Raw genomic sequence first — 26,991 nt, forward strand, 5'->3', positions numbered from 1 at the left:
CGCATGCTGGCCCGGTAGATCCACTGCGTGCAGAAGGTGCCTTACGCAACGCCCTGCGCCCGCGACGCATGCAGCTTGCCCTCGCCAGCGGCAGCATGCGATGCCAGCACGCAGCTTCCAGCGGCCTGTGCGTTGATGTTGCTCATGCATTGGCAGCGTTGCTCGGCTCGACGCGCGTGCGCAGCAGCGCGCCGTCGGGTTGTGCAGACCGACCTCAGCGCGTTAGCATGCAGCCTCGTCCAGAGCGATTTCCTCCGACACATGACACCACCCTGACCTAAGGCATCACGCGCTCGCAGTTGCTGCGAAGGTCCAGGTGTTTGACGTTCATGTATTCGCGCCGTGTGTTTGCCGGTGCGCGGAGTCGTTTCAATGTCCAGAGTTTTCTCGTTGCGCCAGCAATGGCTCGGCAACGTGCGTGGCGATGTGCTCGCCGGCATCGTGGTCGCGCTTGCGCTGATTCCCGAAGCCATTGCCTTTTCGATCATTGCCGGCGTCGACCCCAAGGTCGGGCTGTACGCGGCGTTCTGTATTGCGGTGGTGACTTCGATCGCCGGTGGCCGGCCCGGCATGATTTCTGCCGCCACCGGCGCAATGGCGTTGTTGATGGTGGACCTGGTCAAGGACCACGGCCTGCAGTACCTGCTGGCGGCCACCGTGCTGGCCGGCGTGCTGCAGCTGATCGCCGCAGCATTGCGCCTGGGCGCATTGATGCGCTTTGTCTCGCGCTCGGTGATCACCGGCTTCGTCAATGCGTTGGCGATCCTGATCTTCCTGGCGCAGTTGCCGGAGCTGGTCGGCATGCCATGGCCGGTGCATGCGGTGTGTGCAGCGGGCCTGGCCATCATCTATCTGCTGCCGCGCTTCACCACGGCGATTCCCTCGCCGCTGGTCGCCATCGTGGTGCTGACGGCGGTGTGCGCGTACTGGCACATCGACATCCGCAACGTGGGCGATATGGGCCGTCTGCCCGACAGCCTGCCGGTGTTCCTGCTGCCGGACGTACCGCTGACGTGGGACAGCGTGCGCATCCTGCTGCCGGTGTCGACGACGCTGGCCGTGGTGGGCCTGCTGGAGTCGTTGATGACCGCGCAGATTGTCGAAGACCTCACCGACACCCCGTCGCAGCGCAACCGCGAATGTGCAGGGCAGGGGCTGGCGAACCTGCTGGCCGGGTGCTTCGGTGGCATGGCCGGCTGCGCGATGATCGGGCAATCGGTGATCAACGTGCGCTCGGGCGGGCGCGGGCGTTTGTCGTGCCTGGTGGCCGGTGTCGTCCTGCTGCTGATGGTGGTGTATGGCGCGCCCTGGGTGCGCCAGATCCCGATGGCGGCGTTGGTGGCGGTGATGATCATGGTCAGCATCGGCACCTTCAGCTGGGGTTCGCTACGCGATCTGCGCACGCACCCGGGGAGTTCGTCGGTGGTGATGCTGGGCACCGTCGTGGTCACGGTATGGACGCACGATCTGGCCCGCGGCGTGCTGGCCGGGGTGCTGCTGTCGGCGCTGTTCTTTGCGCGCAAGGTCGGGCGCATGTTGCAGGTGCAGGCCAGCGAGCGTGACGACGGAGTGCGCGTGTATGCGGTGCGCGGCCAGGTGTTCTTTGCATCGGCCGGGCAGTTCGTGGCCAGCTTCGATTTCCCGGGCACGCCGCCGAAGGTGCTGATCGATCTGAGCCACGCGCACTTCTGGGACATCAGCGCGGTGGCGGCGCTGGATCGGGTGGTGCTCAAGCTGCGCGCGCACGGCGCCGAGGTCGAGGTGATCGGCGTGAATCAGGCCAGCGACACGCTGATCGAAACCTTAGGAACCCATCGACGCGATGGCGCGCGCCTGCAGCTGGGGCACTGAGCCCGGCTGCTCGTGCGCAGCCAGCGCGGCCGTCGGCGCCGCCGCGTGGCGTGCATGTTCGTCCAGCAACGCGGACAGGCGACGATGGCAGTCGCGGAAGGCCAGCGCGGAGGCGGGCATGTCGCAGGCATCGAAGGTTCCGGCTTCGGCCTTCCAGGCGGCGAGCAGGTCTTTCAGGTCGCAGATCAGGCTCGGCATGCGGGTGACTCCGTGGGCGTTCTCATCACTACGGCCACAGGTGCCGGCCGGATGCAGTCGCGCTCGTTCGTCCCACGCATGGCCGCGCGGTGGCGCTGCCATCGTGCAGGACACACGTGCGCGTCACATCGGCGGGAGGAGGGTGGCCGTGCGGTCTTTTACCGCTGGAGCAGACCATGAGCAACGACGAAAACGGCAACCGCGGCGTAGACGATCCGACCCCGCCCAATGGCATCAAGGCACCGGGCAGGGACAACACACCGATCCAGGAAGGGCCTGCACAGGACAGCGAGATCGATGACGACGATGGCATCGAAGACCCGGTCGAGGACGATGACGACCTGGGCGCGGAAGACGACGAAGACGAAGACGACGACCAGTAGGCGCGTGGCAGCGTTGCACGCGGCCGTGCAACGCTGAACCCGGCAGAGGGCACCGGTTGCGCGGCATGTGCTGGCTGTGGCCGGCCATGCTGCCTAGACTTGCGGATTGCCCATCCTGTGACATCCATGGACACCTCCCTGTCGCCATTGCCCAACATCGCGTTGGGCCAGTACCGCCACTTCAAGGGCGGCCGTTATGAAGTGCTCGGCGTCGTGCGTTGCAGCGAAACGCTGGCCCCGCTGGTGCTCTATCGCCCGTTGGACAGCGAGGTCGGTCTGTGGGTGCGGCCGTATGCGATGTTCGTCGAGCAGGTCGAGGTGGACGGCGTTGCGCGTCCCCGCTTTGCGCGGGTCGAGTAGGCGCGGCTTGGTCTGCACGACGTTACAGGGCCGTTTGCGAGTGCGTTGGCGATGACGGCCGCCGCCGCTGCGCCAGTCACCACGCCCGATGGCCGGTATCTGATCGTGCGTGGCCGGCTCTGGCGTACCGCCAACCCGCATCTGCGCGAAGACGTGCGTGCCGGGCTGGTCGCCGCCTTGATGGACGCGCGACGCGCGGTCAAGGCAGCCAAGCGCGACGAGGATGCCGGGCGGCTGGCTGCAGCGCGTGCGGCGGTCGACCGTGCCAAGACGGCCCTGGGAGAGCGTGGCCCGGTGTGGTGGAGCGATGGTGCCAAAGACTTCAATCGGCATCTGGTCAAGAACACGCCATACGCGGACTGGTTTGCGGCGCTTGCCGCGCCCGAGGCCTGAGTGCGCGTTGCAGCGGGCCAGGCGTGGTGCTGCCTGCAACGACAAGGCCCGGGAATCCCGGGCCTTGTCTGCTGGATCAACCGCCCAGCGGTGTAGAGCGGCTGAGCAGGCTGCTGCGCTCAACGCCAGGTGGGTACGGCTGGTGCCCGACATCGGCAAGGGCCATTCGGGCACTCCGATGCTGGACGCGCCATCCGCCCCCACCTGACGACTGCTCGCAACATGGGTGTCAGCCGCTCTTGATCGACGTGGCTGGAGAAGCGGGCAGCCGGCCTCAGCCCAGGTCGCAATTGCTCGGCTGCGGCCAGGTGGTGGCGGGCAGCATGGCCTTGACGGCGGCCGGTGCGGTGATGCCGATGGTGCTGGCGCCGTAGAGGTCTTCCAGTTCGTCGATGCTGACGATGTAGCTGTCCAGCGAACCGAGGTTGGCGCTGTTGGGAATCAGCCAGCTGATCGCGCGGGTGCCGCCGCCCGGGTTGGCGGTGATGATCGTCTTCCAGAAGAAGTCCGGGGTGCGGATGCCGTGGCTGCTCAGGAAGTAATCGTTGGTCGTGTCGCTGTAGATCACACCGCCGTAGACCTGCACGCTGGCGATGTCGCGGTAACACTCGGCCACGTTCTCGGCGCGTACCCAGATGCCCTGGTTGAAGCTGGACACCTGCGGGACGATGTTGGACATCAGGTTGGCGCGACGGATGTAGGTCGCGTTGTAGTCCATGTGGTTGGAGGTCACCAGGTGCCCGCGATCGTAGCCGGTGCGCACGCTGGCGTAGGAGGCGGTGGAGGTCTGGCCGGCGCAGCCGCTGGGCAGTTCGGTGTCCAGATTGAAACTGGACGGGCGCGCGGCCGAGCCGGTATCGGCCTGCAGCACGTACTCGTAGCGCAGCGCGGTGTGGTTGGTGCAGTCGTAGCGCAAGGTGTAGCCGCCCTTGTTGAGGGTGACGACCTGGGCATTTGCGCTGGCACTGGCAGCGGTGAACAGCAGAACGGCGAAGAAAGTCCGGAAGCGCATGGGCAGTGAATCTCCTGGAAAATCAATCGGACGCACGACGCCACCGCCGGCTGCCGGGGGGCAGATCGACGCTCAGCGGAACGCGCGCTGGAAGGGGGATAGTTGGCTCACATTTTTTAGCGAGCGCGACAGCTATCGCATGCAAATGTTGCTTGGTGGTGACGTAGGCGTGAGGAATGTGCGGTCACGTCAGTTTTTCCGGCAAAAATGTGACCGGTCTCGCGCATTGAGCGGCATACGGGCTGGCAGGCGATAAGCGCGTGGTTATGCCTGAGCGCGCGGATGCGCCTGCCGCGTCGGTCGTTTTGCGATGGCGCACAGCTGCGCCATCAGCAAGGCGCGGTCGCTGCTGTCGGACAACTGCCCGCCTTGCGGTCGGGATACGCCAGCACACATCGGCAGGCGACACCGCCAGACGTCAGGTCGGAAGCAGCGCAGTGCCGTTCGTCGGCGCAAGATGCGCGCCTTGCGACACTGCCGTGCCAGCGCCGCGTTTGCCGCTGGCGGGCACAAAAAAACCCCCTTCTGCAGTCCATGCAGAAGAGGGCGTCAAAGACGTCGCGAGAGGATTGGCTCGGTCGACTATGCGACCTCTTTTTCCAGCTGCGGTGCGCTGGCAGGCTGCAGCTGGAACAACGAGACCAGCTGGGTCAGGGTGCTGGACTGCTTTTCCATCGCCCGTGCCGCGGCCATGGCTTCCTCCACCAGCGCTGCATTCTGCTGGGTGGTTTCGTCCATCTGGATCACCGTCTGGTTGACCTGTTCGATGCCGGCCGATTGCTCGCTGGATGCGGCGGTGATCTCACCCATGATGTCGGTGACCCGATTCACGCTGGCGACGATCTCGGTCATGGTGGTGCCGGCCTTCTGCACCAGCACCGAGCCTTCGGCCACCTTGCCCACCGAGGCGTCGATCAGCTCCTTGATCTCCTTGGCCGCAGCGGACGAACGCTGCGCAAGCGTGCGCACTTCCGAGGCCACCACCGCAAAGCCGCGGCCCTGTTCGCCGGCACGGGCGGCTTCCACCGCCGCGTTCAAGGCCAGGATATTGGTCTGGAACGCGATGCCATCGATGACGCTGATGATCTCGGCGATCTTCTTCGAGGAGGTTTCGATGCCCGACATGGTGCCGACGACCTGGCTGACCACCTCGCCGCCCTTGGAGGCTACACCGGCTGCATTGCGTGCCAGTTCGTTAGCCTGTCGCGCATGCTCGGCGTTCTGCTTGACGGTAGAGGTGAGTTCCTCCATCGAGGCGGCGGTTTCTTCCAGGCTGGCCGCCTGCTGTTCGGTACGCCGCGACAGGTCCTGATTGCCGGCGGCAATTTCACCGGCCGCAGTATCGATCTCCGACGAGGAATGCTGGATGCGCCCGACGATATCGGTCAGGCGGTCCACCGTGGTGTTGGCATCGTCGCGCATGCGCGCGAACACGCCGGCAAAGTCACCGTGCATGCGCGTGGTCAGGTCGCCGCTCGCAATCGCCTGCAATACCTGCGACACCGCGCCCAGGCTCTGGTCCGAGCTGCTCATCAGGTGATTGAGGTCGACCACGATCTGGCGGAAATCATGCTCGAACGCGGTCTCGTCGCCGCGTGCGCTGAAGTCGCCCGCCGCCGCCGCCGATGCCAGCCGCTTGATCTCCCCGTTGATCGACAACAGGCTGGCCCGCACATCGTTGATCGATTGACTGATCACCGCCTTCTCGCCCGGCAGCGGCTCCAGTTGCTGCGACAGGTCGCCGGCGGCATAGCGCTCGGTCAATGCGACGATCTGCATCGTCACCGCGATATGGCTGGACACCAGCGCGTTGCTGGCCCGCACCATGCTGCCGAATTCGCCGGGAAATTCCTGCTCGGCGATACGGTGACTGACCATGCCGGCTTCATGCTTGTCGCCCATGTCGGTCTGCGCCTGGATCACGCGACGCAGCTGGCGCTGCATGCTGTCCATCGCCTGCAGCAGCTGGCCGACCTCGTCGTTGCGGTCGATCGAGATGCTGTTGTCCAGCTTGCCCGACGACACCGCATGCGCAATGCCCACCGCACGGTTCAGCGGCTGGGTGATGGCGCGTGCCACGATCCAGCCGAAGGCGATGCACAGCACCGCACCGACCAGGCCCAGCACCAGCCCGCCGATGCTTGCCGCCACCGAGCTGTCCACCGCTTCCTGCACGGTGCCGCGGAAGCGTGCATCGGCACGCTTCTGCATGGCGGTCAGGGTGGTGCGATAGGTTTCCAGTGCCGGTGCCATGGCGCTCATCTGCGCCGCATCGGGTTCGCGCTGTTCCACGAACGCGGCGGCCACGCCGTGCGCCAGGCCGTAGTACTGATCGAACTCCTTGCCCAGGCGTGCCAGCTCCGTCGCATTGGCAGGATCGGATTTCTGCAGTTTCACGTAGGAGGCGTGGATCTCGTCGGCCACCGGCTTGGTGGCCGCCAACATGTCGGCATCGCCGGCGGCGGCGGCGCCGTTGAGCCCGTTGATGAGCTTGTCCAGCGCAGCCACGTTGCGTGTCATGGCGTCGAGCATCGGGAAATGCACGTCGCGTACCGCTTCCAGGCGGTCGTTGTTGCGGTGAAAGACCAGCGTACTGAAGGCCACATAGCTCGATAGGCAAAGGATCGCCACCGCGGCCGGCATCAGGATTTTCCAGAACAACGGTAGCGACAGGATGCGTCTCATGACTTGAGTCTCGAGCAGGTGGCGGGTCACGGCTTCAGGACGACCTTGACGCTGGCGTCGACTGCGCTGGCGCTGATGTAACCGATGGCGCCGGGCGTGGCGGCAACGGCCTTCTTGACCGCATCGTCGCCACTGACACGCTTGGGACGCTGCGCCTTGCCGGTGAACATCAGCTGCGACCAGTACGACTTCAGCTGTGCCGCGTCGCGTGAGGCCACTTTCTTGTAGAACTCATCGCGGGTGGCGACGCCTTCTTCCTGATCGATCGGTACCGCCGCGCCGCCACCGGGCAGGCTGTTGGATTTGGCCAGGAAGATCTGCGACACCTGCGCGGCGCTGAGGCTGTCCGGGCCGCCCTTGGCCGACATCACCACCACGACATCGGCATTGGCGCAGAACGCACTCAGCGACAACGCGGCAAGCAGGGAGACTGCAAAACACTTGGAAATGGTCATGGGGGCTCTCTTAGAACACGAAGTCGACGGAGGCCGACAGCAGGTTGTAGCTGCCGCCCGGACGGAAGCCCGGCTGGATGTTGTTCAACGATCCGAACGAGCCCGCGTTGTTGTTGATATGGCTGGCCTGCAGCTTGAATGCGACGCTTTCACGCGCGTCCCAACGCAGCGATGCGGTAAAGCTGTGACGGCCGCTCTCGGCCTGCGCCAGTGCGCGCGTCATCACGCCGACCGGATCCTGGCCGGCCGCGATGGTCGGGCCCTTGCGATCGACGTTGGCATAGGTGATCGACGGCGTCAGCGTGCCGAAGCGACCGCCGACACTGAGATAACCGGAGGTGGTCTTGCCGTTGAGCGAGGGCGAGTAATCGGCGCGGATCACTTCGCTGCGCAGGAACCAGCTGCCCGGATCGTAGGCGTAACCCAGGCTGGCAAAGCTGCCGTCCACGCCATAGGTGGTCAGGCGATCGGCCAGTGCAGGATTGATGCGCTGATAGACCGAGAACAGGCGATCCAGCGCCGGTGTATCGAAATCGGTGGTGCCCACGATGTAGGCGGCGCGGAACGTGGACGCACCCGATTCCAGGCCCAGCGCCAGGCCGCGCATGGCGTACACATCGGCCTTCTTCGAATTGATGCGGCCGTAGAAACCCTGCACGCTGACCACACTCTCGCCGGCGTTGATGGTGTACACGCCTTCGACGCCGTCCATCGGCAGCAGGTAGTTGTAGACCTCGTACGGCGGACGCACCCACGGGGTGGCGTAACCGACGCGCTGGTACTCGGACAGCATGTACAGCGGCGCAGTGATGCGGCCCAGGCGCGCGGCGAACTGCGGGCCGAACTGATACTTCACATGCGCCAGCGTGACCTTGGGATCGTAATCGCCGCGTTCGGCGTACTCACTGGTCACCTGCAACACGCCGGTGAACTTCTCGGTGAAGTTGGCATTGACCTGGCCGGCGATACGCGAGTCCGGACGTGCCGAGGTGGAGTGGCTGGCACCGGCACCTTCCACGGTCTGGATGTCGGGCGTGAAGTCGGCCTGGTCCTCGGTCGAATGCACCACGCCCAGCGTGCCGAAGCCGCTGAAGGAAAACATCGAGTCCTGCTGCGCGTAGGCGCAGGTCGACGACGCCAGTGCGATGGCGCCACTGAGAAGCTTGACGGTCAATTTCATTGAGAATCTCGGCTGAGTGGGTGATGGACGCAGCGCCATGGGAGGCGCGCGGGCAGAACGGTAATGAGCGTCGCAACGCCCTGGATTGCGGTAGCGGCCGTCTGCATCATTGCTTTAGCGAGATTTTTACAACTTGGAAAAACCGGTTAAGAAACCAAAGCGCCATACGAAATTGACGATAGTTCCGCCCTATCGAGGCGCGTGCTTTAGGTGTTTGAAACAGCTGGAATGAATATCGGCGGACATAATCGTCCGCATCGCGGGCCTGGCGAGGGTGAGCGCAGCCGGTGAAGGGCGAGGTCAGCAAAAAAACCGCATTTTTACCGGGGAAAATTGACAAAGATGCGTTTGCGCCGAAGTGCGCGCGCAAAAAAAACGCCACGCACTGGCGAGCCAGGCGTGGCGGTCTTTGAATTATTTTCAGAAAGCGCGCCAGTTACTTATCGCCGGTGCGATGCGGCCAACAAAGATTTGCTTCGGCTGCATGCAGACGCGACGAGATACAGCCGGCAAGTTACTGGAAACGTTTACTGCTGCCGTGTCGGGAGTTTCACCACGACCTTGATCTCGAACCGGAAGCCGGCCAGCCAGGTCACGCCCACTGCGGTGACGGTGGGGTAGGGCGCCGGGCCCCAGTAGCTCACCCATTTGTCCCACATGGCTTCGAACACCACGTCGGGGTCGAGCATGAACAGCGTGACGTCGACGACGTCCTGCGTGCTGCAGCCGGCTGCGGCGAGGATGGCATCGAGATTGGCGAAGGCACGGGCGATCTCTGCCTCCAGCTCCGGTTCCGGCGAGCCGTCTTCGCGGCTGCCGACCTGGCCGGCGACGAACAGCAAGCCATCGGCGCGGACTGCGGGCGAATAGCGGTGGCGCTCGTACAGCGCGTGCCGCCCCTGCGGAAAAACTGCCTCACGTGTTGCCATGGTGACCTCCATCGGGTGGCGAATCGGAACAGGCAGGCAGCGTAGGTGCTTGCCTGCGCGCGATAAATCGGCGATGCCGACCAGCACTGTTTGTAGAATCCAAACAATCTTGGGGTCGGGAGTGGCGATGGATCGGTTCGACGCGATGCAGGCGTTTGCGCGGGTGGTGGAGACCGGCAGCTTTACCAAGGCGGCCGAGACCTTGCACATGAGCCGGGCCAGCGTGACCCAGCTGGTGCAGCAGCTGGAGGCACGCCTGCGCGTGAGGCTGCTCAACCGCACCACGCGGCAGGTGCATGTCACCGCCGATGGCGCGGCGTACTACGAACGCGTGCTGCGGCTGCTGGCGGACATGGACGATGCCGAGACCAGCCTGTCCGATGCGTCGGCGCTGCCGCGCGGCCGCCTGCGCGTGGATGTGCCCAGCCCGCTGGCGCGCCTGATCCTGATGCCAGCACTGCCGGCCTTTCATGCGCGTTATCCGGATATCCAGCTGGACATGGGCGTGAGCGACCGCCGCGTGGACCTGATCGGCGAGCACGTGGATTGCGTGGTGCGCGGCGGCACCATCACCGATCAGTCGCTGATCGCGCGCCGCGTGGGCGACCTGCAGGCGGGCGTGTACGCGGCGCCGGCGTATCTGCAGCGGCTGGGCATGCCGGCACATCCGCGCGAGCTGGAAAACACCCGGCATCGCTGTGTCGGCTTCATGCGCTGGCGCAGCAGCAAGACCGTGCCGTATGTCATGCAGCGCGGCAGCGAAGCGGTGCACTTGCAAGGGCGTTACGTGGTGGCGTCCGACGACGGCAATGCGTATCTGGCCGCCGGGCTGGCCGGCATGGGCGTGCTGTGGTTGCCGGTGTACATGGCCAGGGCGCATGTGGCCAGTGGCGAACTGGTGCCGCTGTTCGAGGACTGGCGGATGGAGCCGATGCCGCTGTCGATCGCGTTCCCGCCCAACCGGCATGTCAGCGCCAAGCTGCGTGTGTTCATCGAGTGGGTGTGTGCGTTGATGGCCGAGCATGCGCCAGTGGAAGCGCCGGCGCTGCGCTGAGCGCGCTGCGTGGCGTGGAGTGGCTGATGTGGTCGTGATCGTGCGCGACAGACACGGGGCACGCACGCATGATGGAGCGCGCAGTGCGTGGTGAAGCATCCTGTCTGCCGGCATGCAAGCGACGTTGCTGCCGGTATCGATGCCGATGCGGTCGCCGTTGCCGTCGCCACTGGCCTTGCGCGATGCGCGATGCGAAAGAAGCTCGAGCCGCATTGCCGATCCCACAGCGTGCAATCGGCAATGCGCAGGGTCACTCCGCCAGCTGGCGCCGCACCGGATAACGCCAGCCGGTGATCGCCGCATACGGCGAACGCGCATAGATCCATTGCAGCCGCGCATCGCCATCGGCGCGGAATGCGGCATCGTCTGCGAGCTTGCGTTCGAAGGCGGCGCGCAGGGCGGCGTCGCTGCGCAGCACGCGCTCGCTGAAGTCCACCAACTCGGCGCCGTACAAGCCGCTGTCGGGGCTGCCGGCATTGCGGAAACGTCCGCTGGCCAGCAACGAGTCGCTGCTCTGCGGCTCCAGCAATGCGGCCGCCAGCATGCGCATCGGTTGATCGGCAGGCACGCGGACGCTGCCGGCGGCGAAGGTTTCTTCCACGGGCCCGGCGTGCGGCGTTTGCGTGCCGGCATCCTTCACTACGCGGATCTGCTGCACCTGGAGCTGGCGCGGCTGCTGCAGGCGTTCGTAGCGGATGCCGTGCGCCTTGAGCAGTTCCACCACATCGTCGTTGCCGGGCGGGATCCACCAGGCGAGCGGGTAGCGCACCGCCTGGGTCTGGCGATAGCCGATCACCGGCAGGGTCCAGGTTTCATCGCGGCCCTCCCAGCGCAGTTCCTGCCGCCCGGACACCGGCGACAACGCGCGGGTGTAGCTCACGCCCTTGAACGGCACTTGGGCGATCGGCTGCTGCAGGCGTTCCCAGGCCACCATCAGTTCCTGCGGGCGGGCAGCGCGATCGGCGCGCTTGGCCGCATCGATGTTGCCTGCATCGCGGGCAACCAGGCGCAGTGCTGCTTCCAGCAGCACATAGTCGCCCAGCACGCGCTGCCGGTACGACTTCAGGCGATGGTTCTCCACCAGCACGGTGGGGATGCCGGCAAAGTCGCCATACCCGGTGGAATAGCGCGGGCCTTCCGGCGCGTAGCGCAGGCCCGAGCGCGGCTCGTCTTCGTCGATCAGGCTCGGGTAGATGGCCGGTTCGTGGCCCTGTTTGCGCAATGCGCTGTTCACCGCCGGCGTAAAGCGTTGCTGCAGCCAGTCGGCGGTGGCGCGCGAGCGTGCATAGGTGCCCCAGCCGGCGAAGGTGAAGGTGATGTCGTACTGGTGATCCAGCCCACCGCTGACATGCAAGTCGATGTAGAGCGCCGGATCCAGGCGATGCAGCAACGCGACCATCGCGCGCGTTTCCGGCGCTTCCAGGCTGAGGTAGTCGCGGTTGAGATTGATGCCGCGCGTGGTGGTGTTCCAGCCCATCTGTTGCGGGCCCCGCAATGCGGCGCCGATCAGCGGGCCGCGCTGCTCGTGACCGTCGGCATTGAAGATCGGCACGAACACCAGATCCACCTGGTCGAGCAGGTGGTCCTTGCCGCGTTGCGCGATATCGCGCAGCAACATCAGGCCGGCATCCTTGCCGTCGATCTCGCCGGCGTGGATGCCGGCCTGCGCCAGTACCACCGGTTTGCCGGGCGCGCCCTTGTGCGCGCGGACCAGCAGCAGGTCGCGGCCCTCGCTGCTCTTGCCGAACACCTCCAGCGACAGCAGCGGCGAGGCGGCGACCAGGCGTTCCAGCCACGCACGCGTCTCGTCATAGCTGGGGGTGCTGGCGAAATCGTTGCGCTCTGCCGGGGTGCTCCACGGATCGTCCGGTGTGACGATCAACGCCTCGCTGGCCCCATGCCAGGCGCGTACCGGCGGCAGCGGCGCGCTGGTGTCGATGGACTGCGCGCTGGCCTGTGCGGCGCTGAACAGGGTTGCGGCGAGCAGGCCGGCAGCGGCACGCGTGGTGCTGCGGCTGGCAGGCCCGGCGGCGTTGGCGGAAGCGGGTGCGGGAGGGGGCGAGGCGTGGGGGGCAGAGGGGCGCGTATCGGAAGTCATGTGGGGCGTACGGGATCTCGATTGCAGGGAGAACGTGGCAAGGCTTGCTGCTCCTGGGTGGCCGTACCGGCGGCGGCGTTCGACGGCGCGATGCCGCATCGACGCGTTGCACCAGGCTGCGTGCGTCGGAGGGCTGGTCCCTTGGCGCGGGTCGCGCGGTGCAGGGAGTTCCTGCCTCCGGCACTGCAGCAACCAGCAGGATATTTGCGTAATACAGTAACATTTGACGGGCCACGCTCGCGTCGACGGTCGCGCAGCTGCACTGGGCAGCCAGCTTCCTGTGGTGCTATCGCCCGAGAGGGATAACACCGCGCGTTCGCCGCTCCGGCTGGCGCTTGCACGGCATCGCCCAGTCCACTGCAAGCGTCGAACGCAATGTGATAACGTATCATTTCGTTAAGCCATTGCCTTGCCATGCTTTCCAGTCCCCCGGTCGCCCCCGCCATCTCGATCAGCAACCTACACGTGGCCTACCGCGACCGCGCCGTGCTGCAGGGGCTGGATCTGCAGGTCGCCGCCGGCAGTGTCTACGCCTTGCTGGGTGGTAATGGCGCCGGCAAGTCCTCCACGCTTTCCAGCTTGCTCGGCTTCGTCAAACCCACCTCCGGCAGCCTGCGGGTCGATGGCATCGACCCGGTCGCCGACCCTGGCGGCGCACGTGCGCGGCTGGCCTATCTGCCGGAAAACGTGGCGCTCTACGAGCACCTGAGCGCGCTGGAAAATGCTGACTATTTGCTCGCGCTGGCCGGCCAGCGCCGCAGCCAGGCCGAGATCGGCCAGGCGCTGGCCGCTGCCGGCCTGCAGCGCGAGGCCTGGCGCCAGCGGCTGGCGGGGTTTTCCAAGGGCATGCGCCAGAAGGTGGCGATTGCAGTGGCCACGCTGCGCCAGGTGCCGGTGTTGCTGTTGGACGAGCCCACCTCCGGCCTGGACCCGCGCGCCATTGGTGACTTCAACCGCTTGGTGAGCAGCGTGCGTGAGCGCGGGGGCGCGGTGCTGATGGTGACCCACGACCTGCTCGGCGCAGTGGATGTCGCCGACCGGATCGGGTTCCTGGAACACGGGCGCATTGCCGAAGACATCGGTGCTGGCGACAGTGGCTTCGACGTGCGCAGCTTGCATGCGCGTTTCGCGCGTGCGCAGGATCGGGCTGCATGAATCCTGTGCTGTTGGTCGCGCGCGAGGAACTGCGTTTCATGGCGCGCAACCGTTCCGCTGCCATCGGTGTGGTGCTGCTGATGCTGCTCACGCTGGTGGCGGCATTGACCGCCGCGCATCATCAGCGCGAGGTGGCCGAGTTCCGCACACGCCAACAATTGGCCGCGCAGCAAGCCTTCGAAGCGCAGCCGGACCGCCACCCGCATCGGGTGGTGCATTACGGCCACTTCATCTATCGCCCGTTGCCGGCGCTGGCCGCCTTCGATGCCGGCGTGGACGCGTTCACCGGCAACAGCATGTTCCTGGAAGGCCATCGCCAGAACACCGCCAACTTCGGCGATGTGCGTCAGAGCTCGCTGCTGGTGCGCTTCGGCCAGCTCACCCCGGCGTTCGTGTTGCAGGTGCTGGCGCCGCTGCTGCTGGTGTTTCTCGGCTATGGCGCGGTGGCGCGCGAGCAGGAGACCGGCACCTTGCGCGCGCTGTTGCTGCAGGGGGCCACGCGTGGGCAATTGTTCGGCGGCAAATATCTCGCGCTCGCGGTGGTGGCCGCTGCCTGCCTGTTGCCGGCCCTGGTCGGGTTGCTGCCGATCGCGTCGTTGCCGGGTCAGGCGCTGCGGGTCGTGCTGCTGGTGCTGGCGTATGCGGTGTATCTGCTGGTGTGGTGCGCGTTGGTGCTGTCGGTGTCGATACTGTGCCGGCGTGGCCGCGATGCGTTGCTGGTGTCGCTGGCGGTGTGGGTGTGGCTGGCCCTGCTGGTGCCGCGCGTGGCGCCGGATGCGGCCAGTGCGGCGTACCGCCTGCCGACGCGGCTGGAGACCGATGTGGCGATCCAGCGCGACCTGCGCACGCTCGGCGACAGCCACAACCCGGATGACCCGCACTTTGCGCAGTTCAAGCAGCAGACACTGGCGCGCTATGGCGTGCAGCGGGTGGAAGAGCTGCCGGTCAACTACAAGGGCCTGCTGGCGCTGGAAGGCGAGCGGCTCACCGCGAGCCTGTTCGAGCGCTATGCCGCGCGTGATTCGGCCATCCAACAGCAACAGAATCTACTGGTGCGCACGTTCGCCTTGTTGAGCCCCACGGTTGTGCTGCGCGAGCTGTCGATGACGCTGGCAGAAACCGACCTGCGTGCGCACGAGCGGTTTCTCGCCCAGGCCGAGCATTACCGCTACACGCTAGTGCAGCAGCTCAACCAGCTGCAGGCCGATGCGGTGAGCATGGCCGACGACACCGCGCAGGATGCCGGTGCCGACCAACGCAAGCGCATCTCCTCCGCGCATTGGCATGCGATCCCGGTGTTCGCATTCCAGCCGCCGGCCACCACCGAGGTGCTGCGCGCCGCGGGCGCGGCGCTCGGCCTGGTCGGTGCCTGGCTGCTGGCGGCGCTGTGCATGCTGGTGGTGGCCGGCCGGCGTGTGGGAGTGGCGCGCTGATGCTGCTGTGGAAATACGAACTGCTGCTGTTGCTGCGCGCACGCGCCGCGCTGGCCGGCTTGCTGTTGCTGGCGGTGTTGACCGTGTGCAGCCTGCTCTCCGGCCAGCACCTCATCGCTGCGCAACGCGCCAACATCGCGCGCATTGCAGCGCTGCAGCAGGAGGACATCGCAGCGGTGCAAGACTATGTGGCGCGCTCCAACGACGCCGGCAGCGCGGCCTACTACAGCTTCCATCCGACCTGGGATGTGCCCACGCCACTGGCATTTGCCGCAGTGGGCATGCGCGATGTCTCGCCGTACATCCTGCGTGTCCGCGCGCTGGGCCTGGAAGCGCAGATCCACGATGGCGACAGCTACAACCCGGAGCTGGCACTGGCCGGGCGCTTCGACTACGCCTTCGTGCTGGTGTTCCTGTTGCCGTTGTTCGTGATCGCGCTGCTGTTCGATCTGCGTTCGGGCGAACGCGAGGCCGGGCGTGCGCGCATGCTCGCCGCATTGCCGGGTGCGGGCACGGCGTTGCTGGTGCGGCGCGTGGCGGTGCGTGCCGCTGCGGTGCTGGTGTGCTTGGGTGTGCCGTTTGTCATTGCCGCAACCCTCAATGCGGTGCCGCTGCTGCAACAGCTCGCGGTGCTGGCAATGACCTGCGCCTATCTGCTGTTCTGGGTGTTGCTGTCGGTGCTGGTCGGGCGCCTCCACTGGCGCCCGGCCGCGCATGCCACCGCCCTGGCGACCTGCTGGGTGGTGCTGGCGCTGGTTGCACCGGCGTTGGCGCATGTGGCGATCAATCAGGCCGTGCCGGTCAACCAAGGCAGCGAGATCGCGCGGCTGCAGCGCGAGGCGGTCAACCACGCCTGGGACATTCCGCGCCAGCACACCATGCGGGCCTTCTACGCGCAGAACCCGCAGTGGGCGGACTCGGCGCCGCTGACCGGCGCGTTCCACTACAAGTGGTATTTCGCCTTCCACGAAAACGGCGACCAACAGGTGGCCCCGCAGGTCGGGGCGTATCGCCAAGGTTTGCAGCGGCGCGAGGCACTGGCGCAGCGCGTGGCCAGCGTGTTGCCGCCGGTGGCGTTGCAGGCTGCATTGATGCGCCTGGCAGGCACCGATCTGCGCGCGCAACTGGCGTACCAGGACCGCATCCGCGCCTACCACCAGGCACTGCGGACGTTCTATTACGGCTATCTGTTCCGCGACCGCCCGTTTACGCGCGAGGACTTCGGGCGCGCGCCACGTTTCGATGCAAGCGCCGATCCTGCGTCATAGCGGCCGCTGCGATTCACCCTCCGCCTCCGCCTGCGTTGTCCGCGCTGCGTCGCTGGCTGACGACACCGACTGGCGACAGTCGCCCCTGCGCGTTTGATGGACCGCGCCAGCGCCGGTCGGGCGGATGCGAACGACCCGCGCACTGGCTGCGATCATGCCGGACACATGCGCCAGGCGGGTTTCAGCCAACGGCCATGTGCGTGCAGCGCCAGCGCGATTGACCGGTCGCGCTAGCTGCGCCGCGTGGACGGACGCTTGCTGCGCTTCTTGCCCGGCGCCACCGGCGCGGCATCCTCGCTGGCCAACGCGCCACCGCTGTGCAGCTGTTCCAGCCACGACAGCGCATCGACATAGCCGAGGAAGTGCTGCAGATAGCCCGGTGAGCACTCGCGCATCAGGCTGATGCAGCGATGCACCAGCACGCTGGAATTGAGCGGGCCGGCGTCCTTGGGGGCGTCCTGCAGCGACTGCCGCACCTGGCTGGCAGTGCGCACCGTGGTCCAGGTGCGGCGAAAATCCTCCAGCGCCGGCAGCTCGGGAAACTGCGTGGCTTCGGCGCTGGCGGTCTTTCTGCTGTCCACTTCCATCAACGCGGCGTGGCCTGCCATCCGGTCGGCTAACGCGCCAAGCGCGCTGCGTTGCGACGGCTGTGCGGCAGCGCTGGCGACACGGCGGCGCGCGGCCTGCTTCACCGTCGCCGCATACGCATCGACCAGCTTGCCCAGCTTTTCTTCCAGCACCTCGCGCACTGGCTCGGCCTGTGTGCCGGCACGCGCGGCCAGCGTTTCCATCAGGTGGAAACGCACCGGATCCAGCCGGTCGGCACCCTGGCTGCGCCAGCGCTGCAGGCGCGCGTGCGCGGATGTCGCCTGCGTGCTCATCGCGTGCCTGTGGCCGCTGTCGGCTTGGCGGCAGAAGACGCACGCGACGTGGACGGGCGCGCAATCGGTGCGATCTCCACACGGCGGTTCCTGGCGCGGCGCGTTTCATCGGCATTGGAATCCACCGGCTGTTGCGAGCCGAAGGCCGCGGCAAACACCGATGCGGCCGGCACGCCTTCGGCAATCAATGCACGCGTCACCGTGAGTGCGCGTTGGGCAGACAGTTCCCAGTTGTCGGCGTAGCGACGGTTGCCGCCCAGCACCGGGCGGTCGTCGGTGAAGCCGCTGACCATCAGGATCTCCTCGCGCGCCGCCAGGTATTCGGTCAGCGGCGCGGCCAGCGTCTTCAGCACCTCGCGGCCCTCCGGCTGCAACTGATCGGAATTGAAGGCGAACAGCACATTGCCGCGGATGCCGATGCGGCCGTCGACCAGGGTCACGCGGCCGGCGGCCAGCGGCGCCGCCAGTGCCTGCTCCAGCGTCTTGCGGCGCTGCGCTTCGGCCTGACGCTGTTTGACCTCTTCGTCCAGGCGGCTGGATAGCTGTAGCTGCACACCGATCACCCCGACCAGGATCAGCACGAACGCGCCCAGCAGCACCGACATCAGGTCGCCGAAGGCGGCCCAGATCGGTGTGCCCGATTCGCCGTCGATGTCGATCTCGTCGCTCATGCCGCGCTGGCCTCGCCGGCAGCGGCCTCACCGGCATCGCCGCGACCGCGATCGAGCTGGCGCAGTTCTTCGATGATCTGCTTCTGCGACAGCATGCTGAGGTCGACCACCTCGCGCGCCTGCGCCACGTAGTACGCCAGTTGGTCGTCGCTGCGTGCAAGCGAGGCATCCAGTGCGCTGGCGACATGCTGCAGGCGCTCGTTGAGCTCGCTGGTGGAGCCGCTGAACAGCTGCACCGCCACGCCGAAGGCTTCGCCCAAGCTGGCCACTTCCACCGCGCTGCCGCTGACATGTGCGGCCACCGCGCCGAGCTTGCCGGTCTCGCTGCCGATCTGCTCGGTGAGCTGGGTGCCCACGCGTTGCAGCAGGTCGGCCGAGGTGGTGACCAGCGCATCGACCGCTGCGCGTTGTTCGGTGGAGGCGTGATTGACCGCGTTGAGCAAGGTGTCCAGGGTGGCGAGCAGCTTGCTGCGTTCTTCCAGCATCGCGGTGTCGCGCACCATGCTCTCGGACAGGTTCTGGCGCAGCTCGGCCACCACATCGGCGGCCGCCTTGGGCGCTTCGGAGGCGATCTGCATCAGGCGCGCCACTTCGCTGATGGTGGCACTGGCCTGTGCCTGCGCCTGCGTGGACAGCTCGCTGGCAGTGCTGGCCAGGGTGTCGCAGATCGCCTGCTGTTGCTGGGTGACGCGCTCGCCGGTGCGCTCCCACTGCGTGCTCAGGTCTGCGCTCATCGCGCTGAAGCGCTCGCTCCACAGCGCCAGGCGCTGGGTGTCGCGGGCTTCCAGTGCGGCCTGCAGCTCGGTGTGCGATTGCTGCAAGGTGCCGACCAGGGCGGCGGCATGCGCGTCGAAGCTGGCGGTGGCGGCTGCCAGTGCGCCCTGGTGCTGGGCGGCCAAGGCGGCGCTGGCGTCCTGTTGCTGCGCCAGCGCGGCGTTCCAGGCGCTGGCGGTCTCGCTGCTGGACTGATCCATGCGCCTGGACACCGCATCGACCAGCGCGCTGGAGCGTGCATCGAAGGTGCTGGCGAACTGGGTCAGCGTGCCCTGCAACTCCTGCGTCAGCGCGTGGTTTGCGCGTTGCTGTTCGGCCACCGCGGCGGTCCAGGTGGCGGCGGCAGCGGCGGTGCTGCTTTCGAAGCCGCTGCTCAGGCCGTCGAGTTGCTGCTGCACGGCCTGCTGCACGCCGTCCTGCAGTGCGCTGCTCTGCTGCGCGAGCTGTGCGAGCGTGGCCTGCAATTGCGCATTCAACGCCGCGCCTGCGCGCTGCTGCTCGGCGATCACCGCGGCCCAGTGCTCGGCCGTGGCGGCGTTGCTGCGTTCGAACCCGTCATTGAGCGCGGCCAACTGCTGCTGCACCGCGTGGGTCACGCCATCCTGCACCGCGATGCTGCGCTGATCGATCTGCGCCAGCGTGGTCTGCAACTGCTCGGTCAACGCGTGCTGCGCACGTTCCTGCGCGGTCAGCACGGCCTGCCAGTGCTCGGCGGCCGTCTGCGCACTGTGCTGGAAGCCGTCGTTGAGCGCGTGCAACTGCTGCTGCACGGCGGTGCCGACGCCGTCCTGTACGGCAGCGGTCTGCTGTGTGATCTGCTCCAGCGTGGTCTGTAGCCGCGTGTCGAGCGCTTGCTGCGCGCGTTCCTGTGCGGCGAGCGCGCCGGTCCAGTGCGCGGCTGCGGCACTGGCGCTGTGCTGGAAGCCGCTGGTGATGCCGTCCAGTTGCTGCTGCACGGCGTGGGTGAGGCGCTCGTGCAGGGCGGCGGTGTCGCGCGCGATGCTGGTCATGGTCGCTTCCATCGCCGGCTGCAAGGCCGCGCCCACCGCGCGTGCGCTTTCTGCCACGCCGCTCTGCAGCGATTGCTCCATCGCCGTGGCCAGGCGCGCATAGGCCGCTTCGCTCCGGGCGTGGAATTCGGCCTGCTGCGCGGCCAGGCGTTCGTCGGCGGCAATGCTCTGCTGCTCGATGCTGTGCATCAGCGTCTGCAGGCGATCGATCAGCGTCGGCATCAGCGCGCTTTGCTGCTGCTGCAACTTGAACACTTCGCCACGCTGGTGCGCGTCCGAATGCGGATGCAGTTCGGAGGCGATCTTCAGGTCCAGCCGCTGCACCGCCTGCAGCCGCTCGCGCCGGCACAGCGCCGACAACAGCCCCAGCATCGCGGAGGTTGCAACGCCGGCGATCGAGGTGCCGAACGCAAACGCCAGGCCTTCCACCGGTGCGGCCAGCGAGCCGCGGATGGCCTGCAGGTCGGTGGCGCTCTGCAATGCGAAGCCGGTGCCCTTGAGCGTGGCCATCATGCCGAGCAGGGTGCCGAGCATGCCCAGCAACACCAGCAGGCCGACCAGATACGGCGTCAGCACCGGTGCCGGCAACGCCACGCGCTCGCCCTTGATGCGCAGGCGCACCGCATTGCGCAGGCTCGGATGCAGGCGCTCCAGCCATTCGCCCAACGCCGATGGCGCGGTGGTCAATGCGGTGACGGCAGCATCCAGCGTCGCGCTGGCCTGGCGATAGCGGTACAGCTCCAGCGCGCCGGCCACATAACAGGCGCCGATCACTGCCGCGACGCAGGCGCCGAGCGGATTGGAGCCCAGATAACCGATGCCGACCCAGCAAACCGCCAACAGGCCGACGACAAACACACACAGGTGGACGAGAGTTCTGAACATGAGGTCCCAGTTAGCGGGTACGAAGCGCTGCGAGCAGGCCTTCGATCGGGTGAAAACGGACATCCAGTTCGGCGAGCAACACGCTCTGCATGTCTTTGCGAAACACATCCAGCCAGCCGTCGGAGAGCGCGCGTGGCGCGGCCTCGCCGTCGGGTGCCGGGTTCTGCGCCTGCGCGGCATCGCGCAGGCGCTCGAAATGCGCGCCGAGCAGGTTCGGCACATGATTCAGCAGGGTCTGCTCGCGTGGGCTCAAGGTCAGCTCCATCACCGCATCCACCTCGGCCAGCCGCGCCATCGGCGCCGATTCCAGCGCCAGCATGTCGCGCAGGCGGCCACGCAGGTCGCCGGTGGCGGTGCGCATCGCGCGCTGCATTGCCAGGTAGTGCTGGCGGAACGGGGCATAGTCAAGCGCGGGCGGCGCTGCCGCTGCGTCGATGTCGGCAGCGGCGCTGCGCGCATCGCGACGCGCGCGCGCGAGCACGGCATCCAGCTCGACCACGCTGCTGGTCGCCAGCCCGGTGCGCACGCGGGCGCAGGCCTCGGTGTCGAGTCTGCGCGTGTCGGGCAGCGCGTCGATCTCCGGCAACTTGCCATCCAGCGCCTTGGACACGGCGACCGCGCGCGTCCAGTCGATCCATTGGCTGAGCCGGTCGGCGAGCGCATGGTTGGACTGGGCCACGTGGGCATCGGTGAGGCGAGCAAGCAGGCGAATGAACGCCGGGCCCGACAGGGGCGCCCGTGGAGAAGCTTTCGCCATTGTTCCGGTCAAAGACCGCGCATTTTACACGGGAAGCCGCGCGGTTCGGCGCTTTGCCCGGCAGCTGCGGGCTTGCCGCGCAGGCCGGCCCTGGCGGCATTCAGCCGGCCTGGTGTGGGGGTGTGCGTGCGATTGCAGCGTGCAGCGCAGCGATCCAGTAGGCGCAGCGCCCACGGATCAAGTCCATCAGTAGCGGTATCTGGCTTGCGCTTCCTTGGTCGTGCGCAGCGAGCGCGACCAACGCTGCGGGCCGGATCTGCCTGGCCCGCAACGCGACATCTCAGCCTCGGGCGCGATGTACCAACGGAATCAGCACCACGCCCAACAGCGCCACCGCAGCGGCCACATAGCCGATGCTGCCCAGCCCCCAGGCCGGAATCACCAGCCCGCCGATGATGGCGCCAATGCCGATGCCGGCATTGGCCGCCGACACATTGGTGGTGCCGGCCAGCGCCTGCGAGTGGGTCACCGAGTTCATCACCCGCACCTGGCTGATCGGAAACAGCGCAGTGTAGGCAATGCCCCAGACCGCCAGGGTCAGATAGAGCAGCACGCCGGTCTTGGCCACCGGCACGCACAGGGCCATGCCCAGCGCGAGCAGCAGCAGGAACACTGCCGTGGCACGCAGCGGCGAGCGATCCACCACCCGCCCGCCCAGCCAGTTGCCGATCAGGCCGATCGCGCCGAAGCCCATCAGCCACCAGCCCACATTCGCCGCCGGCACGCCCACGCTGCGTTCCAGCAGGTCGGCCAGATAGGTGTAGGCGGTGAACATGGCGGTGAACACCACCACCGACAGGATCACATTGGCCAGGAAGAAGCGCTCGCCGAAGATGCCGGCCTGCTGACGCAGATTCACCCGTTCGCTGCGGGCCACGGTCGGCATCCAGAGCGCCAGCGCCGCGGCCATCGCCAGCGACAGGGCAGCCAGGATCCAGAACGCGCCACGCCAGCCGATGCTGTTGGCGGCCACCGTGCCCAGCGGAATGCCGAACAGCAGCGCCGCCGAAATGCCCAGATACACCCGCGACACGGCGCGCCCTGCGTGCTGCGGCCCGGCCAGTTGCCCGGCGGTTTCGCTGGCGGTTCCCCAGAACACCGGCAGCGCCAGCGCCGGTACGAAGCGGGCAAAGGCCAGCACCCAGATATTGGGCGCCAGCGCGGCCACCGCGTTGGAGACCGCAAACACCAGCAGGATCATGACAAACAGGCGCTTGCGATCCAGATGCGACAGCCACGCGGTCAGCGGCGGGCCGAACAGCATCACGGTGAAGGCGAACAACGTCACCAGCTGGCCAGCCGCGGAGATGGAAATTTCCATGTCGCGTGCAAGGCCGGGCAGCAGCCCGACGATCAGGTACTCGGTGGTGACGATCACGAACGCGGCAAACGCCAGGATGAAGATCGCCAGGCCGCTGCGAGCAGCGGCCGGTGCCGCGGTGGCGGAAACGGGAGAGGAAGTAGAGCCGACAGCAGACATGGCATGCGCCGCAGTGTGGGCTGGCCATCATAGAAAAGAATTAAGATCGTATATCGGGAGTATTTTCCGTACATTACGGACTTCAGTTCTTGAATGTGTATCCATGCATCCCTCTGAACGCGTCAAAGGCATCGATATCTTCGTCAGCGCCGCCGATGCCGGTAGCTTCACGGCCGCCGCCGAGCGGCTCAGCCTGACCAGCTCGGCAGTGGGCAAGGCCATTGCACGCCTGGAGACGCGCCTGGGGGTGCGCCTGTTCGCACGCACCACCCGGCGGCTGGCGCTGACCGACGCAGGCGCGGCGTTCTACCGGGTCTGCGTCAAGGTGCTCGACGAGCTGGAGGAGGCCGAGCACGTGCTGCGCGCCGAAGGCCAGGCGCCCACCGGCCGGCTGCGGCTGGACCTGCCGGTGAGCTTCGGCCGGCACAAGGTGTTGCCGGTGTTGCTACCGTTCTTCCAGCGTTATCCCGGCCTGCAGCCGGTCATTTCGTTCACCGATCGCTTCGTCGACATGGCCGAAGAAGGCATCGACATCGCGGTGCGCATCGGCGGGCCGGATCAGTGGCACAGCAGCCTGGGGCACCGCTATCTGGGCCATGAAAAACGCGTGTTCTGCGCCGCACCGCAGTATCTGGCCCAGCGCGGCACGCCCGACAGCATTGCCGCCTTGCTGGCGCACGATGCGGTGCTCTACGGCAAGGCCGACGGCAGCAGTAGCCCGTGGTTGCTGCGGCATGGCGCAGGGCCGGTGGAACAGCGTGCGATGGACGCGCGGGTGGTGTTCGGCAATGCCGAGGCGCAGGTGGACGCGGTGGTGGCCGGGCTGGGTATCGCACAGCTGCCGACCTGGCTGATCGACCAGCATCTGCAGCGCGGCAGCCTGGTCGCGGTACTGCCGCAATGCGATACCGAAGGCCTGCCGCTGCATCTGGTGTGGATGCGCGCGCGCCAGCTGCTGCCCAAGCTGAGCCGGTTGCTGGAGTGCCTGCAGCAGGGCTTGCAGGATGCGGCGTGAGTGCGGCGCCTGGCGTGGTGTCGTGCATGATCGCGGCAGCGGTTGCGCATGGTGCACATCGACGTGCCGCAATGCAGCGCCAGGTTCGGGTCAGCGCACATGCCAGCACACGCAGCGGCGGGCCCGATCAAGCGCAATCACGCCGGTCTGCGCCTGCTCTCTGACCAATTCAGCTCCAACTGCGCTGTCTCACGGCCGACCCTGTTTTGTAAGGTGAACGCGTGTAGGCTGCCGGTCCGGGGACGACTCCCCAACGAGGTGACCACAATGGACCGCTGCGACATGCAGGTGTCCGATCTCATGGTCCTGGAGTTACAAGGGTTCCACGATGCCTATGGCAGTGGACCGGACTTCTGGGACGCGTATCAACGCATCATGACCCTTGCCGCGCAAGCCGGCGGCGATCTGATCACACTGGCCAACGAGATGGCTTCCCTGGCACAGGGACTGGGCGCGACCAAGCACGCGCAACTGCTGTAATCCGCGCTTGCCTGTTGGCGACGCGGGTCTGCGTGCCGGAAGGCGGTCATTTCGAAGCCGACGATGCCGGCGCTGTGGGTTCGCCGGCTGCGGTGTGTGCACGCAGCGCGGCATCGATCGCCCAACTCCAACTCCAGCCGCGACAGCCACACCGCAGGTGTGCTGCCACTGCGACGCGCTTACTCGGCGTCGGTTGTTGCGGTTGTCGCGGTCTCTGCGTCGGACGCGTCGGTTGCCTTGGCAGCGGGTTTTTTGACTGCCTTGGCAGGAGCGGCCTCGGGCTCGCCGCGCTTCTTGTCGCGACGCAGCGGGGTATCGCCCAGACGCTCGATCGCGCCACCGGATTGCTGGAACGCCTCCAGGTCGGCAGCCAGCCGTTGCTCGGACAAGCGCGGCTTGCCTGGCTGATTGCTCACGGTCATCGACTGACGGCGGGAGTTGTTCATGGCGAAATCCTCATGCGTTGTACAGCGTCAAGGGAATGCCCCGCCGGCGTTGGTCGTCGTAGGTGGCACGCACGTCGCGGCAATACGGCCCGGACATGACGAAACGCCGGCAGATTGCTGGCCGCGTCTCGTAGATCGAACAACACATGCGCGCCGCATCGATGGCCACGCACCAGCCTTCCTCGTCACGCGCCATCACGTGCCAACCTTGCGGTGTCACGCTGGTCAAGTGGTTGGGGATGCGGTCGGATGGATCGACCATGACGGTGAGCCGGCAACAGACGGCGTCGCAACGTTCGCAGAGATTCTTGATGGAGAAGGCCAGATAGAGTGAGGGCGACACCGGAGTCCGGCCGCCCTTGCACCATACACCCTGGGCGCCCCGGGGTGTGAACCGGTCCCCGCCGTGGCGGCAGCAGGCTGTTTTCTCGCGGCGCGAAAACGCAATGATCACATTGCCGGCAGTGCCGTGTGTTGCGTGTGTGCGTGTGGACGCAAGCACGGCATGCTGCGCGCTCGATCGTGCTGTGGTCCGCGTGAGTATGATTGCGACGTTGCGACAGCCTGCCGATGCTTCCGATTGTTTGCCTAAACGGTTGCCTTTGTCGCGCCGATGCGAAGACCTCTTTCACCTGCGCCGTCGGCAGGCCACCGTAGCGTTGGGTGGTCTGCATCAATGCGACAGGAGATCCCATGAATACTGCCCATCAACACGCAACTGCGCCCGATCTGGCCGGCGATCACGACGACCAACGCAGTGAGAAGGAAAAACAGGACGCCTTGCAGGACGATGCGCTGGAAGAAACCTTTCCGGCCAGCGATCCGGTGTCGCCGTTCGTGCCGGCCAAACCGCTGGACTGACCCGGCCACACTAGCCGGGAACGCAAACGGCGCGGTCATCGACCGCGCCGTTTGCGTTTGCAGCGTTGCTGGCTGTTACGGCGTCAACACCACCTTGCGGCAATCGTCCTGCTTCTTGTCGAACAGCTCATAGCCGCGCGCTGCATCGGCCAGTGGCATGCGATGGGAGATGATTGCGCTGGGCTTGAGGTCGCCATTGCCAATGCATTCCAGCAAGTGCGGCATGTGCTTCTGCACATGGGTCTGGCCCATCTTGAAGCTCAGTCCCTTGTCGAACGCATCGCCGAACATGAAGGCATGGATGAAGCCGGCATACACGCCCGGCACGCTGACCACACCGCAGCGGCGTGTTGCCGCGATGCATTGGCGGATGGCAACACCGCTGCTGCCTTCCAGCTTCAAATTGGTCAACGCGGTTTCGATCGCGCTGCCTTCGGCCTCGAAGCCCACCGCTTCGATGCTGGCATCCACACCGCGGCCATCGGTTTGCGACACGATGACATCGGCCGGGTCGTCGACCTCGTCGAAGTTGATCGGAATGATGCCGTAGGCCTTGGACGCGAAGTCCAGCCGGTAAGCATGCCGGTCGACCATGAAGATGCGCTCGGCGCCCAGCATGCGGCAGCACGCCGCTGCCATCAGGCCCACTGGGCCGGCACCGAAGATCGCCACGGTCGAACCCTGCTTGACCCCGGCATCGATGACCGCCTGATAGCCGGTCGGCAGGATGTCGGACAGGAACAGCACCTGCTCGTCATGCAGTGCATCGGGCACCACCAGCGGCCCGACATTGGCCTTGGGCACGCGTACGTATTCGGCCTGCCCGCCGGACAGACCGCCATACAGATGACTGAAGCCGAACAGCGCCGCCGGCGGCCGCATGTCCTTGTGGTTGAGCGCCGCGCCCTTGCCGGTATTGGTGGTCTCGCAGGCGGAGAATTCCTGCAGCATGCAGTGGAAGCAACGCCCGCAGGCCACCACGAAGGGGATCACCACGCGGTCGCCGCGTTTGACGGCGGTGACGTCTGGGCCCACGTCTTCGACAATGCCCATGAACTCATGGCCGAGGATATCGCCGTGCCGCAGATCCGGAATCTTGCCGCGGTACAGATGCAGATCCGAACCGCAGATGGCGGTGGCGGTCACGCGCAGGATGAGATCGTCGCGTTCGACCAGGACCGGATCCGGCACGGTTTCGACCCGGACATCGCGTGAGCCGTGGTAGTTGAGGGCGAGCATGGGGGTTCTCCGGAAAGGCCGTCGGTGTGCGGCAACAC

27 protein-coding genes and 1 other RNA gene are annotated in these 26,991 nt (G+C 66.6%); 12 read left to right on the plus strand and 16 right to left on the minus strand.

What is annotated here, in order from left to right; genetic code table 11:
• Positions 1–372 precede the first annotated feature (372 nt).
• Positions 373–1,851 (plus strand): SulP family inorganic anion transporter, encoded by a 1,479-nt coding sequence (locus ABQ137_RS14845; protein WP_047129435.1) that lies wholly within the window; start codon positions 373–375, stop codon positions 1,849–1,851.
• Here ABQ137_RS14845 and ABQ137_RS14850 read toward each other — a convergent pair.
• Positions 1,804–2,049 (minus strand): hypothetical protein, encoded by a 246-nt coding sequence (locus tag ABQ137_RS14850; RefSeq protein WP_046344581.1) that lies wholly within the window; start codon positions 2,047–2,049, stop codon positions 1,804–1,806. The two genes, ABQ137_RS14845 and ABQ137_RS14850, sit on opposite strands and share 48 nt — an antisense overlap.
• A 176-nt stretch (positions 2,050–2,225) precedes the next feature.
• Between ABQ137_RS14850 and ABQ137_RS14855 the strand changes: the two genes are divergently transcribed.
• From ABQ137_RS14855 to ABQ137_RS14870, 4 genes are all read left to right on the plus strand, one after another.
• Positions 2,226–2,432, plus strand: a complete 207-nt coding sequence (locus ABQ137_RS14855; RefSeq protein ID WP_047127422.1) for a hypothetical protein — start codon at positions 2,226–2,228, stop codon at positions 2,430–2,432.
• Between the two features lie 126 nt (positions 2,433–2,558).
• A complete protein-coding gene (locus tag ABQ137_RS14860; RefSeq protein ID WP_024938499.1) occupies positions 2,559–2,792 on the plus strand; it encodes a DUF1653 domain-containing protein in 234 nt (77 codons plus the stop codon).
• 51 nt (positions 2,793–2,843) lie between these two features.
• Positions 2,844–3,185, plus strand: coding sequence for a hypothetical protein (locus ABQ137_RS14865; RefSeq protein WP_104575531.1), 342 nt, complete (start codon positions 2,844–2,846; stop codon positions 3,183–3,185).
• 157 nt (positions 3,186–3,342) lie between these two features.
• Positions 3,343–3,420: non-coding RNA, sX9 sRNA (locus ABQ137_RS14870), on the plus strand.
• A 39-nt stretch (positions 3,421–3,459) separates the two neighbouring features.
• Here the strand turns inward: ABQ137_RS14870 and ABQ137_RS14875 are convergent.
• The 6 genes from ABQ137_RS14875 to ABQ137_RS14900 form a co-directional block, all read right to left on the minus strand.
• Positions 3,460–4,197, minus strand: a complete 738-nt coding sequence (locus tag ABQ137_RS14875) for a DNA/RNA non-specific endonuclease (RefSeq protein ID WP_039518674.1) — start codon at positions 4,195–4,197, stop codon at positions 3,460–3,462.
• A gap of 582 nt (positions 4,198–4,779) precedes the next feature.
• Positions 4,780–6,912, minus strand: coding sequence for a methyl-accepting chemotaxis protein (locus ABQ137_RS14880; protein ID WP_184519341.1), 2,133 nt, complete (start codon positions 6,910–6,912; stop codon positions 4,780–4,782).
• Positions 6,909–7,337, minus strand: a complete 429-nt coding sequence (locus ABQ137_RS14885; RefSeq protein WP_024938495.1) for a type 2 periplasmic-binding domain-containing protein — start codon at positions 7,335–7,337, stop codon at positions 6,909–6,911. The genes ABQ137_RS14880 and ABQ137_RS14885 overlap by 4 nt, the downstream gene beginning before the upstream one ends.
• Positions 7,338–7,347: 10 nt before the next feature.
• On the minus strand, positions 7,348–8,517 hold the full coding sequence (locus tag ABQ137_RS14890) for a hypothetical protein (protein WP_047129429.1): 1,170 nt from the start codon (positions 8,515–8,517) through the stop codon (positions 7,348–7,350).
• A gap of 106 nt (positions 8,518–8,623) precedes the next feature.
• Positions 8,624–8,899 (minus strand): hypothetical protein, encoded by a 276-nt coding sequence (locus ABQ137_RS14895; RefSeq protein ID WP_184519344.1) that lies wholly within the window; start codon positions 8,897–8,899, stop codon positions 8,624–8,626.
• Between the two features lie 145 nt (positions 8,900–9,044).
• Positions 9,045–9,446, minus strand: coding sequence for a Rid family hydrolase (locus ABQ137_RS14900; RefSeq protein ID WP_039529666.1), 402 nt, complete (start codon positions 9,444–9,446; stop codon positions 9,045–9,047).
• 127 nt (positions 9,447–9,573) lie between these two features.
• Here ABQ137_RS14900 and ABQ137_RS14905 point away from each other — a divergent pair, with 127 nt between their 5' ends.
• Positions 9,574–10,500, plus strand: coding sequence for a LysR family transcriptional regulator (locus tag ABQ137_RS14905; RefSeq protein ID WP_425519471.1), 927 nt, complete (start codon positions 9,574–9,576; stop codon positions 10,498–10,500).
• A 250-nt stretch (positions 10,501–10,750) separates the two neighbouring features.
• Here ABQ137_RS14905 and ABQ137_RS14910 read toward each other — a convergent pair whose 3' ends face one another.
• Complete coding sequence (locus tag ABQ137_RS14910; RefSeq protein ID WP_184519350.1) at positions 10,751–12,598, minus strand: M14 family metallopeptidase; 1,848 nt, start codon at positions 12,596–12,598, stop codon at positions 10,751–10,753.
• Positions 12,599–13,012: 414 nt separating this feature from the next.
• On the opposite strand from ABQ137_RS14910, the gene ABQ137_RS14915 reads away from it, so the two are divergent.
• From ABQ137_RS14915 to ABQ137_RS14925, 3 genes are read left to right on the plus strand one after another with little or no spacing between them, the layout of a single operon-like run.
• The gene (locus ABQ137_RS14915; protein WP_184519353.1) at positions 13,013–13,753 is read left to right on the plus strand and encodes an ABC transporter ATP-binding protein; all 741 of its coding nucleotides are present in this window, start codon (positions 13,013–13,015) and stop codon (positions 13,751–13,753) included.
• Positions 13,750–15,186: an ABC transporter permease gene (locus ABQ137_RS14920; RefSeq protein ID WP_349783071.1), complete on the plus strand. Its 1,437-nt coding sequence runs from the start codon at positions 13,750–13,752 to the stop codon at positions 15,184–15,186. The genes ABQ137_RS14915 and ABQ137_RS14920 overlap by 4 nt, the downstream gene beginning before the upstream one ends.
• Complete coding sequence (locus ABQ137_RS14925) at positions 15,186–16,454, plus strand: DUF3526 domain-containing protein (RefSeq protein ID WP_184519356.1); 1,269 nt, start codon at positions 15,186–15,188, stop codon at positions 16,452–16,454. The genes ABQ137_RS14920 and ABQ137_RS14925 overlap by 1 nt, the downstream gene beginning before the upstream one ends.
• Positions 16,455–16,684: 230 nt before the next feature.
• On the opposite strand, the gene ABQ137_RS14930 is transcribed toward ABQ137_RS14925, so the two are convergent.
• The 5 genes from ABQ137_RS14930 to ABQ137_RS14950 form a co-directional block, all read right to left on the minus strand.
• Positions 16,685–17,335 (minus strand): DUF2894 domain-containing protein, encoded by a 651-nt coding sequence (locus ABQ137_RS14930; protein WP_184519359.1) that lies wholly within the window; start codon positions 17,333–17,335, stop codon positions 16,685–16,687.
• Positions 17,332–18,006, minus strand: a complete 675-nt coding sequence (locus ABQ137_RS14935) for an OmpA family protein (RefSeq protein WP_024938486.1) — start codon at positions 18,004–18,006, stop codon at positions 17,332–17,334. Before ABQ137_RS14935 ends, ABQ137_RS14930 begins: the two co-directional genes overlap by 4 nt.
• Positions 18,003–20,675: a DUF802 domain-containing protein gene (locus ABQ137_RS14940; protein ID WP_349783076.1), complete on the minus strand. Its 2,673-nt coding sequence runs from the start codon at positions 20,673–20,675 to the stop codon at positions 18,003–18,005. Before ABQ137_RS14940 ends, ABQ137_RS14935 begins: the two co-directional genes overlap by 4 nt.
• Before the next feature lie 10 nt (positions 20,676–20,685).
• Positions 20,686–21,432 carry a DUF3348 domain-containing protein gene (locus ABQ137_RS14945; RefSeq protein WP_167763626.1) on the minus strand — a complete coding sequence of 249 codons (747 nt, stop codon included), beginning with the start codon at positions 21,430–21,432 and terminating at the stop codon, positions 20,686–20,688.
• Between the two features lie 280 nt (positions 21,433–21,712).
• Complete coding sequence (locus ABQ137_RS14950) at positions 21,713–22,912, minus strand: MFS transporter (protein ID WP_016900940.1); 1,200 nt, start codon at positions 22,910–22,912, stop codon at positions 21,713–21,715.
• Between the two features lie 103 nt (positions 22,913–23,015).
• On the opposite strand from ABQ137_RS14950, the gene ABQ137_RS14955 reads away from it, so the two are divergent.
• Together ABQ137_RS14955 and ABQ137_RS14960 are read left to right on the plus strand one after the other, a co-directional pair.
• A complete protein-coding gene (locus ABQ137_RS14955) occupies positions 23,016–23,927 on the plus strand; it encodes a LysR family transcriptional regulator (protein ID WP_024938482.1) in 912 nt (303 codons plus the stop codon).
• 267 nt (positions 23,928–24,194) lie between these two features.
• A complete protein-coding gene (locus ABQ137_RS14960) occupies positions 24,195–24,407 on the plus strand; it encodes a hypothetical protein (protein WP_024938481.1) in 213 nt (70 codons plus the stop codon).
• Between the two features lie 179 nt (positions 24,408–24,586).
• Here ABQ137_RS14960 and ABQ137_RS14965 read toward each other — a convergent pair whose 3' ends face one another.
• Both ABQ137_RS14965 and ABQ137_RS14970 read right to left on the minus strand, forming a co-directional pair.
• Complete coding sequence (locus tag ABQ137_RS14965; RefSeq protein WP_024938480.1) at positions 24,587–24,853, minus strand: hypothetical protein; 267 nt, start codon at positions 24,851–24,853, stop codon at positions 24,587–24,589.
• Between the two features lie 10 nt (positions 24,854–24,863).
• Positions 24,864–25,196, minus strand: coding sequence for a YkgJ family cysteine cluster protein (locus ABQ137_RS14970; RefSeq protein ID WP_226427509.1), 333 nt, complete (start codon positions 25,194–25,196; stop codon positions 24,864–24,866).
• 350 nt (positions 25,197–25,546) lie between these two features.
• On the opposite strand from ABQ137_RS14970, the gene ABQ137_RS14975 reads away from it, so the two are divergent.
• On the plus strand, positions 25,547–25,714 hold the full coding sequence (locus ABQ137_RS14975; RefSeq protein WP_016900935.1) for a hypothetical protein: 168 nt from the start codon (positions 25,547–25,549) through the stop codon (positions 25,712–25,714).
• Positions 25,715–25,789: 75 nt separating this feature from the next.
• Here the strand turns inward: ABQ137_RS14975 and ABQ137_RS14980 are convergent, their stop codons facing one another.
• Positions 25,790–26,953, minus strand: a complete 1,164-nt coding sequence (locus ABQ137_RS14980; RefSeq protein WP_024938479.1) for a zinc-dependent alcohol dehydrogenase — start codon at positions 26,951–26,953, stop codon at positions 25,790–25,792.
• Between the last annotated feature and the right edge of the window lie 38 nt (positions 26,954–26,991).

The sequence above is a fragment of the Xanthomonas sp. WHRI 8393 genome, assembly GCF_040203315.1.
Taxonomy (GTDB): domain Bacteria; phylum Pseudomonadota; class Gammaproteobacteria; order Xanthomonadales; family Xanthomonadaceae; genus Xanthomonas; species Xanthomonas arboricola.